Source organism: Citrobacter sp. JGM124 (assembly GCF_018257795.1).
Taxonomy (GTDB): domain Bacteria; phylum Pseudomonadota; class Gammaproteobacteria; order Enterobacterales; family Enterobacteriaceae; genus JGM124.
Genome location: NZ_JAERJD010000004.1, coordinates 241416 through 252942 on the forward strand (window position 1 = coordinate 241416; position 11527 = coordinate 252942).

The 11527-nt window shown below is 48.1% G+C and carries 12 protein-coding genes; 9 read left to right on the forward strand and 3 right to left on the reverse strand.

The window, feature by feature from the left end:
- The first annotated feature begins 182 nt into the window (after positions 1 to 182).
- Entirely contained in the window at positions 183 to 1286 is a 1104-nt protein-coding gene (locus JK154_RS07515) for a branched-chain amino acid ABC transporter substrate-binding protein (protein WP_211991893.1), read from the forward strand.
- 162 nt (positions 1287 to 1448) lie between these two features.
- Here the strand turns inward: JK154_RS07515 and JK154_RS17815 are convergent, their stop codons facing one another.
- From JK154_RS17815 to panM, 3 genes are all read right to left on the reverse strand, one after another.
- Complete coding sequence (locus tag JK154_RS17815) at positions 1449 to 1577, reverse strand: hypothetical protein (protein WP_283093664.1); 129 nt, start codon at positions 1575 to 1577, stop codon at positions 1449 to 1451.
- A 224-nt stretch (positions 1578 to 1801) separates the two neighbouring features.
- On the reverse strand, positions 1802 to 2212 hold the full coding sequence (locus JK154_RS07525; protein ID WP_249215815.1) for a GNAT family N-acetyltransferase: 411 nt from the start codon (positions 2210 to 2212) through the stop codon (positions 1802 to 1804).
- Positions 2213 to 2421: 209 nt separating this feature from the next.
- Positions 2422 to 2802 carry an aspartate 1-decarboxylase autocleavage activator PanM gene (panM, locus tag JK154_RS07530; protein ID WP_211991895.1) on the reverse strand — a complete coding sequence of 127 codons (381 nt, stop codon included), beginning with the start codon at positions 2800 to 2802 and terminating at the stop codon, positions 2422 to 2424.
- Positions 2803 to 3197: 395 nt separating this feature from the next.
- Between panM and livK the strand changes: the two genes are divergently transcribed.
- From livK to ugpE, 8 genes are all read left to right on the forward strand, one after another.
- Positions 3198 to 4307, forward strand: coding sequence for a high-affinity branched-chain amino acid ABC transporter substrate-binding protein LivK (gene livK, locus JK154_RS07535; protein WP_211991896.1), 1110 nt, complete (start codon positions 3198 to 3200; stop codon positions 4305 to 4307).
- A gap of 60 nt (positions 4308 to 4367) precedes the next feature.
- Positions 4368 to 5294 (forward strand): high-affinity branched-chain amino acid ABC transporter permease LivH, encoded by a 927-nt coding sequence (livH, locus tag JK154_RS07540; protein ID WP_211991897.1) that lies wholly within the window; start codon positions 4368 to 4370, stop codon positions 5292 to 5294.
- Positions 5291 to 6568 (forward strand): high-affinity branched-chain amino acid ABC transporter permease LivM, encoded by a 1278-nt coding sequence (locus tag JK154_RS07545; protein ID WP_211991898.1) that lies wholly within the window; start codon positions 5291 to 5293, stop codon positions 6566 to 6568. The genes livH and JK154_RS07545 overlap by 4 nt, the downstream gene beginning before the upstream one ends.
- On the forward strand, positions 6565 to 7332 hold the full coding sequence (gene livG / locus JK154_RS07550; RefSeq protein ID WP_211991899.1) for a high-affinity branched-chain amino acid ABC transporter ATP-binding protein LivG: 768 nt from the start codon (positions 6565 to 6567) through the stop codon (positions 7330 to 7332). Before JK154_RS07545 ends, livG begins: the two co-directional genes overlap by 4 nt.
- A gap of 14 nt (positions 7333 to 7346) precedes the next feature.
- A complete protein-coding gene (gene livF / locus JK154_RS07555; RefSeq protein ID WP_211991900.1) occupies positions 7347 to 8060 on the forward strand; it encodes a high-affinity branched-chain amino acid ABC transporter ATP-binding protein LivF in 714 nt (237 codons plus the stop codon).
- A gap of 289 nt (positions 8061 to 8349) precedes the next feature.
- Complete coding sequence (gene ugpB / locus JK154_RS07560) at positions 8350 to 9666, forward strand: sn-glycerol-3-phosphate ABC transporter substrate-binding protein UgpB (RefSeq protein WP_211991901.1); 1317 nt, start codon at positions 8350 to 8352, stop codon at positions 9664 to 9666.
- Positions 9667 to 9796: 130 nt separating this feature from the next.
- The gene (ugpA, locus tag JK154_RS07565) at positions 9797 to 10684 is read left to right on the forward strand and encodes a sn-glycerol-3-phosphate ABC transporter permease UgpA (RefSeq protein ID WP_211991902.1); all 888 of its coding nucleotides are present in this window, start codon (positions 9797 to 9799) and stop codon (positions 10682 to 10684) included.
- Complete coding sequence (ugpE, locus tag JK154_RS07570; RefSeq protein WP_211991903.1) at positions 10681 to 11526, forward strand: sn-glycerol-3-phosphate ABC transporter permease UgpE; 846 nt, start codon at positions 10681 to 10683, stop codon at positions 11524 to 11526. The genes ugpA and ugpE overlap by 4 nt, the downstream gene beginning before the upstream one ends.
- The last annotated feature ends 1 nt before the right edge of the window (position 11527 follow it).

Sequence of the window (11527 nt, forward strand, 5' to 3'; positions counted from 1 at the left end):
CACAGGCTTTGCTACGTGACAAAATTGTTATTCCATAAATCGCAAAATAAGGTATGTTTTTTAGCAGAGAATGCTGCAATGGCACATGTGTCGTTCCACCTAATTATTTTGATTAAAAATGTGCTGCATACACAACATAAAAAATACTAAACACAACACACAATAATATGGGGACTCTCAGGATGAAGATGACAGGCAAAGCCTTGCTGGCTGGCTGTATTGCGCTGGCCATGAGTAACGTCGCACTGGCAAAAGATATTCAAGTGGCTGTCGTCGGGGCGATGTCTGGCCCGGTTGCACAGTATGGCGACCAGGAGTTTACGGGTGCAGAGCAGGCTGTGGCGGATATCAATGCGAAAGGGGGGATTAACGGCGATAAACTGGTTATCACAAAATATGATGATGCATGTGACCCGAAACAAGCCGTCGCGGTAGCCAATAAAGTCGTTAATGATGGGATTAAGTACGTTATTGGGCACTTATGTTCTTCTTCGACTCAGCCCGCGTCTGATATCTATGAAGACGAAGGTATCATCATGATTACGCCAGCAGCAACCGCGCCGGAGCTGACATCTCGTGGCTATAAGTTAGTGCTGCGCACGACCGGTCTGGATTCTGACCAGGGGCCAACGGCCGCTAAATATATTCTGGATAAAGTGAAGCCACAGCGTATTGCGATCATTCATGATAAGCAGCAGTACGGTGAAGGCCTGGCGCGTGCCGTTCAGGACAACCTCAAAGCTGGTGGCGGTAATATCGTCTTCTTTGATGGTGTCACCGCTGGTGAGAAGGACTTCTCAACCCTGATTGCTCGCCTGAAGAAAGACAACATCGACTTTGTTTACTATGGCGGTTATCACCCAGAAATGGGGCAGATTTTGCGCCAGGCGCGTGCTGCAGGCCTGAAAACCCAGTTTATGGGGCCGGAAGGTGTGGCCAACGTGTCCCTGTCTAATATTGCCGGTGAATCTGCGGACGGCTTACTGGTTACCAAACCGAAGAATTATGACCAGATTCCTGCGAACCAGCCAATTGTTGAAGCCATCAAAGAGAAAAAGCAAGATCCCAGCGGTGCCTTTGTCTGGACCACTTACGCTGCGGTTCAGTCCCTGGCTGACGGGCTGAAAAAATCATCTGATCCTGCGGAAATCGCCAACTATTTGAAGGGCACAACCGTTGAAACAGTGATGGGCCCGCTGTCATGGAATGAAAAAGGCGATCTGAAAGGTTTTGAGTTCGGTGTCTTTACCTGGAATGCTGACGGCACATCGACTGACGCAAAATAATTTTTGAGCCTGAAGTCGCTGGCCGACTCTGATGTTTTTTAGTTTCAGCACCATGAAAACAGTGTCTGAAGGTGGGTGACCCACTGATTCAGACACTGTTTTTTTATTGTTTTTAATACATTATTTCCGCTCAGTGGATTGCCGTAAGCTGGTAATGTATGGCTACAGCGTCTTCGAGTGGGGGAGTGCGTTAAAAATGCTGATGCCACCCGTTTTTTCTGCCGCGTTCAGACGGAACTTTGTGCTTTGCGGGTAGGCCATCACCAGAGAGATAATTTCGCCTGTCGCCATGCTAACTTTTTGTAGCTCGCTGACACACTGAATTAAGCCGCCTCTGCCGGGGGGCTCAATCAATTCACACTACAACGTATTCCGATCATCTTCCGTAGCCATCAGCCGGATTTACCGAGTAAAGAGCGAGGCCCGGATACATTTAATCGCGTGACTCATACCATTTCCCATAAAAGACGGTACACAGACCCCCTTTCATAGAGTACCCGATACACATGTTAGTTTTAGCTCAGGGGCATCTTCATTGATGGTGCGCTGTGCGCTATAAAACCATTCCGGTCGTAAAATGGGATTGCTTCTTTTCTGGCATCAAGGAACACAAAGTTCATATTTCTACTCTTTGATTCTGCGATAGCAAAATCCAGTAATGCTTTTCCGACGCCACAACGTCTTATTGTCGCATCGACAACTAAATCATCAATATGGAGATGAAATCCTCTGGCCAGAGTATGGACGGGACGAAACCCCATTAAACCTATCACGCTTTCATCGCTAAATGCGCCAATCAGTTCGTAACCGTTCAATGACTGAATCCTGACGCTTTCAATAAATTTTTCTTTGGCGATGTTTCGTAGCTGTGCGATCAGGGGATAAACATTTTCCCACTCAAGTGGAAGCAGCCTTCTGATTAACATATTCATACCGCCCTAATTTAACATAATGTTATGATTTATAGGCTAATAATTTAGTGTCAGCAATAGAACGGTTGTGTTAGACAAGGCCAGCTCTTCGACGGTTTTTTTTATCTCATCAGCCGTTGTGCGGTGTGTTGCGACCGTTCTTTTTCCTGTTGTCTGGCCATCATTCTGATGGATACCCTGAAATTAGCTCCCTAATACGCAGGCTATTTTTCCCAATCCAGTCCTTGTGCTTTGAAACCGAGTGCCTGGCTAAAGGCTTGCATGATATCCCGATTTTCTACCCCCTCAGCACTTATTTTCCAGTGCGTTACCATTGGGTTATCGCGCAGAATTTCTTCCACTAAATACTGCCCGACACCACGACGACGGGTAATCTCACGGATATTAAGTGCCAATAATATGCCATGGGTATCCCTCAGGTTTACACGTACTGCCCCCAGTAAACGGTCATTAAATTTGGCCGCATAAAGGCGATTGTTTTCGCTGATATTTAGTGAGGTAGCAGAATTCTCAGGCCATATCTTTCCAAGATCAATCTTATCCTGGGTATTAGGCTCGAACAGACGAATGATGGTGAGTTTCATAAATAGGCAAACCAAAAAGAGGGTAAACAGTGAGTGTAACCAATTTATTCTCCCCAGACGCTTTAACTTTTTTGCTGCTTTGTAAGGGGGTTTAATTCATGTTCAGTGCATTATCCAGAGCTAAACATCATAGATGATTAATGCATCAGAACAACATGCTAATTTGTAGTGGATTATTCGGCGCATTGTATCGCTATTTTATGCTGCCAGACATGCTTTTTTTTGTTTCACTCTGATGAAATACAGAATAATATCTCTAGTTAATCACATGAAATATAGAGAGTTTAGTTGCGTTTGATGTTACATATCGCGCTAACTCCTTCAAGTCATTAATAAAAACAAGTGTTGGTGATAAAGCACTGTTTGTTTTTTAATCGCACCAGAGGGCAGAGAAAATGAGAATGAACGCGAAGACATTACTGGCCGGGTTAGTTGCTCTGGCGGTGTCTCACGCGGCAACCGCTGAAGATATTAAAGTGGCTGTTGTAGGGGCGATGTCAGGCCCGGTAGCACAATGGGGTGACATGGAGTTCAATGGTGCCCGCCAGGCCATCAAAGATATTAATGCTAAAGGCGGTATTAAAGGGAATAAACTGGTTGCGCTGGAATACGATGATGCCTGTGACCCTAAACAGGCGGTCGCTGTGGCAAATAAAATCGTTAACGACGGGGTGAAGTACGTTATTGGTCACCTCTGCTCTTCATCAACTCAGCCTGCTTCTGATATTTATGAAGATGAAGGCATTCTAATGATCTCCCCTGGGGCAACCAACCCAGAGCTGACCCAACGCGGTTATCAGACCATTATGCGTACTGCTGGTCTGGACTCTTCCCAGGGGCCAACTGCCGCAAAATACATTCTTGATCATGTGAAACCACAGCGTATCGGTATCATTCACGACAAACAGCAATATGGTGAAGGACTGGCACGTTCTGTTCGTGACGAGTTGAGTAAAAACGGTGCCAATATTGTCTTCTTTGACGGTATCACTGCGGGTGATAAAGATTTCTCTACTCTGGTTGCGCGTTTGCAAAAAGAGAATATCGATTTTGTTTACTACGGTGGTTATTACCCAGAAATGGGGCAAATTTTGCGCCAGGCGCGTTCTGTTGGCTTGAAAACCCAGTTTATGGGGCCTGAAGGTGTCGGTAATGCGTCTCTGTCTAATATTGCCGGTGATGCGGGTGAAGGCATGCTGGTAACTATGCCAAAACGCTATGACCAGGATCCTGCTAACAAAGTTATTGTGGACGAACTGGTCGCCGAGAAGAAAGATGCGACAGGACCTTATGTCTGGATCACTTATGCCGCGGTACAGTCCCTGGCACAGGCTCTCGAACGCAGTGACAGTACTGATCCGGTTGAGCTGGCGAAAGACTTAAAAGAAAAAGGCGCTGATACGGTTATTGGACCACTGAAATGGGACGAAAAAGGCGATCTGAAAGGATTTGAATTTGGTGTCTTCCAGTGGCATGCGGACGGTTCATCTACCGTGGCGAAATAACCACAGCCCTCTGTTATTTACCCTTCCGGGTCTGCCCGGAAGGCATTAAAAGGTTATGTTATGTCCGAGCAGTTTCTTTACTTCCTGCAGCAGATGTTTAATGGCGTCACGCTGGGCAGCACCTACGCGCTGATAGCCATTGGCTATACCATGGTGTATGGCATTATCGGCATGATTAACTTTGCCCACGGTGAAGTTTACATGATAGGTAGCTATGTCTCCTTTATGATCATCGCTGCCCTGATGATGCTCGGTATAGATGTCGGCTGGATGCTAATTGGTGCGGGCTTTATTGGCGCAATTATTATTGCCAGTGCCTATGGCTGGAGTATTGAACGCGTGGCGTATCGCCCGGTTCGTAGCTCCAAACGTTTGATTGCGCTTATCTCCGCCATCGGGATGTCCATATTTTTACAGAACTACGTCAGTCTGACGGAAGGGTCACGGGATATTGCCCTGCCCAACCTTTTTAATGGGCAATGGATTGTTGGCGTCAGTGAGAACTTTACCGCCACGATTACGACCATGCAGTTTGTTATCTGGGTGGTGACCTTCCTCGCTATGCTGGCACTGACGCTGTTTATTCGTTATTCCCGCATGGGGCGCGCTTGTCGTGCTTGTGCCGAAGATTTGAAGATGGCCAGCCTGCTGGGTATCAATACCGATCGTGTTATCTCCCTTACCTTTGTGATTGGCGCTGCAATGGCAGCGGTTGCCGGTGTGCTACTGGGGCAGTTTTATGGCGTAATTAGCCCATATATCGGTTTTATGGCCGGGATGAAAGCCTTTACTGCAGCAGTGCTGGGGGGAATTGGGAGTATCCCCGGGGCCATGATCGGTGGTCTGATTCTGGGTATCGCTGAAGCGCTAACTTCAGCTTATTTAAGTACTGAATATAAAGATGTCGTCTCCTTTGCGCTGCTTATCGGTGTGTTGCTGGTGATGCCAACCGGTATTCTGGGCCGTCCGGAGGTTGAGAAAGTATGAAACCTATGCACATTGTTTTCTCCCTGCTTTCGGGGGTGATGTTTTTCATTCTTGCATCGGTATTTATGGGTGTTCAGCTAAGTCTTTCAGGTACTAAGCTGGTGGTGAATAGTGCCAGCGATGTTCGCTGGCAGTGGGTCTGGATTGGTACTGCGGTTGTATTTATTTTTCAGCTGTTACGTCCTTTATTTACCAAAGGCATGAAAAAAATCACTGGGCCAGCATTTGTGTTACCGACACTGGATGGTTCAACACCGAAGCAGAAATTGTTCTTGCTGGCTCTGCTGGTTATTGCGGTTGCCTGGCCATTTATGGTGTCCCGCGGGTCGATTGATATCGCCACCCTGACCATGATCTACATTATTCTTGGCCTGGGTCTGAATGTGGTGGTTGGATTATCGGGCTTACTGGTGCTGGGCTATGGTGGTTTTTATGCTATTGGGGCTTATACCTTTGCATTGCTGAACCACTACTATGGTCTTGGTTTCTGGACGTGCTTGCCGTTAGCCGGTTTGGTTGCCGCTGCAGCAGGTTTTTTACTGGGTTTCCCCGTCTTACGTTTGCGGGGAGACTATCTGGCGATTGTGACCCTGGGTTTTGGTGAAATTGTCCGTATTTTGCTGCTCAATAATACATCGTTTACTGGTGGCCCTAACGGTATCAGCCAGATCCCTAAACCAACCTTCTTTGGCCTTGAATTCAGTCGTACAGCCCGTGAAGGGGGCTGGGATACTTTCAGTAACTTCTTCAATGTGAGCTATGACCCAAGTGACCGTGTTGTGTTCCTCTATTTAGTGGCACTGTTGCTGGTCGTGATCACGCTGTTTGTGATTAACCGTCTGTTACGTATGCCACTGGGGCGTGCCTGGGAAGCATTGCGTGAAGATGAAATCGCCTGTCGTTCTCTGGGATTAAGCCCGCGTCGTATTAAGCTGACCGCTTTTACCATCAGTGCTGCGTTTGCAGGATTCGCCGGTACTTTGTTTGCGGCTCGTCAGGGGTTTGTCAGCCCTGAATCCTTCACCTTTGCGGAGTCAGCCTTTGTACTGGCCATCGTGGTTCTGGGTGGGATGGGGTCACAATTCGCGGTTATCCTGGCGGCAGTATTGCTGGTTGTGTCCCGTGAGATGATGCGTGATTTGAACGAGTACAGCATGTTGGTACTGGGTGGCTTGATGGTTCTGATGATGATTTGGCGTCCGCAAGGCTTGTTACCGATGACCCGTCCACATTTGAAACTGAAAACAATGGATGCGAAAGGAGAACAGGCATGAGTCAGCCCTTGTTATCCGTCAGCGGACTGATGATGCGTTTTGGCGGGCTTCTTGCCGTTAACAACGTATCACTTGAGTTACATGCCGGGGAAATTGTTTCGCTTATTGGCCCGAATGGTGCAGGTAAAACGACGGTCTTTAACTGTCTGACGGGCTTTTATAAACCTACTGATGGCCAGATCCTTTTAGGTGAGAAGCACCTGGAAGGTTTGCCCGGGCAGGAGATCGCTCGCCTGGGTGTGGTCAGAACGTTTCAACATGTGCGCCTGTTCCGTGAAATGACGGTGATTGAAAACCTGCTGGTTGCACAGCACATGCAGCTGAAGACAGGGCTTTTTTCTGGCTTGTTTAAAACCCCTGGCTTCCGTCATGCTCAGTCAGCGGCGCTGGACAGAGCGGCTGACTGGCTTCAGCGCATTGGCTTGTTAGAACAAGCGAACCGGCAGGCCAGTAATTTGGCCTATGGTGATCAGCGGCGTCTGGAAATTGCGCGTTGCATGGTGACCCAGCCAGAAATTTTAATGCTGGATGAACCTGCTGCTGGCCTGAACCCGAAAGAGACTCAAGAACTTAATGAGTTAATCATGGAATTGCGTAACCATCACAAGACCACGGTATTGCTGATTGAGCATGATATGAAACTGGTGATGGGAATTTCTGATCGTATCTACGTGGTGAATCAGGGAACGCCGTTGGCGAATGGTACGCCGGAACAAATTCGTAATAATCCTGATGTGATCCGTGCCTATTTGGGCGAAGCATAGGGGTGAGGCCGAGAATGGAAAATATCATATTGTCGTTTGACAAAGTCAGTGCCCACTACGGAAAGATCCAGGCATTACACGAGGTCAGCCTGCACATCAGACAAGGAGAGATCGTTACCCTGATTGGGGCGAACGGGGCTGGGAAGACGACGCTGTTGGGGGCGCTCTGTGGGGACCCTCGGGCTTCGAGTGGACGTATTGTATTTGACGGTAAAGATATTACCGACTGGCACACGGCCCGTATTATGCGTGAGGCAGTTGCGATTGTCCCGGAAGGCCGCCGTGTGTTTTCTCGTATGACCGTCGAGGAAAATCTCGCCATGGGCGGCTTCTTTGCTGATCGAGACCAGTTTAATGAACGTATTGAGCGTATCTACAAGCTGTTCCCACGTCTGCATGAACGCCGTATTCAGCGTGCTGGCACGATGTCTGGTGGTGAACAGCAAATGCTGGCCATTGGACGCGCATTGATGAGTCAGCCTCGTTTATTGTTACTTGACGAACCTTCACTGGGGCTGGCACCCATTATCATCCAGCAGATTTTCGACACCATCGAGCAGCTGCGTAGTGAAGGGATGACCATCTTCCTGGTTGAACAGAACGCAAACCAGGCATTGAAACTGGCTGACCGTGGTTATGTGCTGGAAAACGGCCATGTGGTGCTGGAAGATACCGGGGATGCTTTGCTGGCCAACGAGGCTGTGCGTAGTGCTTATCTCGGGGGATAGTGCCCCTGCATGAGTTTACCCCATCAATAACCTGGCGGGTTATTGATGGGGTAACGCTTTCTGAGCTCCCTTATCCCGGGACGCCTTTTCCCCTTACTTGTTTAATCGATAGCCGGCCAAAAGTCTTCATACCACTGTCTGACGGCCAGGGTTGCAATATTCCCTTCACTTTTTCGTCACCATTCTGTCATCTGGCCGATATATTTCTGTCATTCGAGCGTGTCATGTTAACTCGCGAGCATAAAACGCGTGATTTCGCGCATCCGGCACAATTAAGAGAGTGAATCGAATGACACTGTTACGACACACCGCTTTAGGGCTGACACTGGGTCTGGCATTGACCAGCCAGGCGATGGCCGTTACTTCTATTCCATTCTGGCATTCAATGGATGGAGAACTGGGCAAGGAAGTTGACTCCCTGGCGACTCGTTTTAACGAAACTCATCCAGACTACAAAATCGTGCCGGTTTACAAAGGCAATTATGATCAGAACTTAGCGGCGGGTATTGCGGCATACCGTTCTGGTAACGCGCCTGCAATTCTGCAGGTGTATGAGGTAGGTACGGCGACCATGATGGCTTCTAAAGCCATTAAGCCTGTCTATGAAGTATTTAAAGATGCGGGAATAAACGTCGATGAGTCGCAGTTTGTTCCTACGGTATCGGGTTATTACAGTGATGCCAAAACAGGGCACTTATTATCCCAGCCATTTAATAGCTCCACTCCCGTTCTGTACTACAACAAAGATGCGTTTAAAAAAGCGGGTCTGAATCCTGATGAACCACCCAAAACCTGGCAACAGCTGGCAGAGTACAGCGCGAAACTGCGTGCATCAGGCATGAAGTGTGGTTATGCCAGCGGCTGGCAGGGATGGATCCAACTGGAAAACTTTAGTGCATGGAATGGTTTACCTGTCGCGACAAAGAATAACGGCTTTGATGGCACTGATGCGGTATTAGTCTTCAACGGACCTGAGCAAGTGAAGCATATCGCTCTGTTGCAACAGATGAATGAAAAGGGTGATTTTAGCTACTTCGGTCGTAAAGACGAGTCAACTGAGAAGTTCTATAGCGGTGACTGTGCTATGACAACCGCTTCTTCTGGCTCTCTGGCAAATATTCGTGAGCATGCGAAATTTAACTACGGTGTTGGCATGATGCCTTACGATGCGGATGCTAAAAACGCGCCGCAGAATGCGATGATTGGCGGTGCCAGTCTCTGGGTTATGAATGGCAAAGATCCTGCAACCTACAAAGGTGTTGCGGAATTCCTCGAATTCCTGGCTAAGCCTGAGAATGCCGCCGAATGGCATCAGAAAACAGGTTACTTACCAATTACCACTGCGGCTTATGAGCTAACCAAAAAAGAGGGGTACTATGACAAGAACCCAGGTGCTGATATGGCTACTCGCCAGATGTTGAATAAGCCTCCATTGGCCTTCACCAAAGGTATGCGTTTGGGCAATATGCCACAAATTCGTACCGTGGTGGATGAAGAGCTGGAGTCTGTCTGGAATGGTCAGAAGACCCCACAGCAAGCACTGGACTCCAGTACTGAACGCGGTAACCAACTGCTGCGCCGTTTTGAGCAGTCCACCAGGCAATAATATAACGCGTTAGCTCAGGATAAACGGCGTCAGCCGTTTATCCTTTCTGTCTTCAGGCAGTATGGATAAGTCATCAGGTGGATAGATAACAACATCATTATTCTCCTAATACGTTCAAAAGAGTCACACTATGTCATCATCTCGTCCGGTATTTCGTTCTGGCTGGCTTCCTTATGCTTTAGTGCTCCCGCAGTTGGTTATTACCCTGGTTTTCTTCATATGGCCTGCTGGAGAAGCACTCTGGTACTCACTCCAAAGCACAGATCCTTTCGGTATTTCGAGTACTTTTGTAGGGCTGGAAAATTTCAGACAGCTGTTTACGAATAGCTACTATCTGGATTCCTTCTACACCACCATGATTTTCAGTGGGCTGGTCGCCGGTTGCGGTATGCTGGTATCGCTATTTTTTGCCGCCCTGGTTGACTATGTGGTGCGTGGCAGCCGTGTTTATCAAACTTTGTTGCTGTTGCCTTATGCGATTGCTCCCGCGATAGCCGCGGTATTGTGGATGTTTTTATTTAGTCCAGGGCGGGGGCTGATCACTTATGCGCTGGAACATGTGGGCTATGAGTGGAACCATGCCCGCAACAGTGGGCAGGCGATGTTTTTGGTTGTATTTGCTTCAGTATGGAAGCAAGTCAGCTATAACTTCTTGTTTTTCTTTGCAGCATTACAATCTATTCCTCGTTCTCTTATTGAGGCAGCCGCAATTGATGGTGCAGGCCCTGTCCGGCGCTTTTTCCGAATCTCATTACCGCTAATCGCCCCGGTAAGCTTCTTCCTGCTGGTAGTTAATCTGGTTTATGCCTTCTTCGATACTTTCCCGGTTATTGATGCCGCTACTGGCGGTGGACCGATGCAGGCAACAACCACGCTGATTTATAAAATCTATCGTGAAGGGTTTACTGGTCTGGATTTGTCTTCTTCTGCGGCACAATCTGTGGTGCTGATGTTCCTGGTAATCATCCTGACAGTAGTTCAATTTCGCTTCGTAGAACGTAAGGTTCGCTACCAATGATTGAGAACAATCGTGGGCTGACGTGGTTCAGCCACTCCATGCTGATCCTGGGTGTTATCGTCATTCTATTTCCGTTGTATGTTGCTTTTGTTGCGGCAACGCTCGATGACCAGGCCGTTTTTGATACGCCGATGACACTGATTCCGGGTACGCACTTATGGGAAAATATTGGATACATCTGGAGCCATGGGGTGTCCAGTAACAGTGCGCCTTTTGGCATGATGCTGTTTAACAGTGCCTTTATGGCACTGGTGATCACCCTCGGGAAAATTACTGTCTCCATTCTTTCTGCTTTTGCGATTGTCTGGTTCCGTTTCCCGTTTCGTACTCTATTTTTCTGGATGATTTTTGTCACCTTAATGTTGCCAGTGGAAGTCCGTATTTTCCCTACGGTGGAGGTGATAGCAAACCTGAAAATGATCGATACCTATTCAGGTTTAACCTTACCCCTGATGGCCTCAGCAACGGCGACTTTCTTGTTCCGTCAGTTTTTTATGACGTTACCCGATGAACTCATGGAAGCAGCGCGCATTGATGGTGCATCACCCATGCGCTTCTTTTTTGACATTGTCTTGCCCTTGTCTAAAACCAACCTGGCGGCCCTGTTTGTGATTACCTTTATCTATGGCTGGAACCAGTACCTCTGGCCACTACTGATCATTAGCGATGCCTCTCTGGGCACTGCAGTTGCGGGTATCAAAAGCATGATCTCCAGCGGGGATGGCACAACCCAATGGAATCAGGTCATGGCCGCAATGTTACTTACCCTTATCCCCCCGGTAATGGTTGTTTTAGCGATGCAGCGTGCGTTTGTTCGTGGACTAGTTGAGAGTGAGAAATAAT

Excerpts from the sequence above, each read along its gene's own strand:
- JK154_RS07515 (WP_211991893.1), top strand. The coding sequence starts at position 183 with ATGAAGATGACAGGCAAAGCCTTGCTGGCTGGCTGTATTGCGCTGGCC.
- JK154_RS17815 (WP_283093664.1), bottom strand. The coding sequence starts at position 1,577 with ATGGCGACAGGCGAAATTATCTCTCTGGTGATGGCCTACCCGCAAAGC.
- JK154_RS07525 (WP_249215815.1), bottom strand. The coding sequence starts at position 2,212 with ATGTTAATCAGAAGGCTGCTTCCACTTGAGTGGGAAAATGTTTATCCC.
- panM (WP_211991895.1), bottom strand. The coding sequence starts at position 2,802 with ATGAAACTCACCATCATTCGTCTGTTCGAGCCTAATACCCAGGATAAG.
- livK (WP_211991896.1), top strand. The coding sequence starts at position 3,198 with ATGAGAATGAACGCGAAGACATTACTGGCCGGGTTAGTTGCTCTGGCG.
- livH (WP_211991897.1), top strand. The coding sequence starts at position 4,368 with ATGTCCGAGCAGTTTCTTTACTTCCTGCAGCAGATGTTTAATGGCGTC.
- JK154_RS07545 (WP_211991898.1), top strand. The coding sequence starts at position 5,291 with ATGAAACCTATGCACATTGTTTTCTCCCTGCTTTCGGGGGTGATGTTT.
- livG (WP_211991899.1), top strand. The coding sequence starts at position 6,565 with ATGAGTCAGCCCTTGTTATCCGTCAGCGGACTGATGATGCGTTTTGGC.
- livF (WP_211991900.1), top strand. The coding sequence starts at position 7,347 with ATGGAAAATATCATATTGTCGTTTGACAAAGTCAGTGCCCACTACGGA.
- ugpB (WP_211991901.1), top strand. The coding sequence starts at position 8,350 with ATGACACTGTTACGACACACCGCTTTAGGGCTGACACTGGGTCTGGCA.
- ugpA (WP_211991902.1), top strand. The coding sequence starts at position 9,797 with ATGTCATCATCTCGTCCGGTATTTCGTTCTGGCTGGCTTCCTTATGCT.
- ugpE (WP_211991903.1), top strand. The coding sequence starts at position 10,681 with ATGATTGAGAACAATCGTGGGCTGACGTGGTTCAGCCACTCCATGCTG.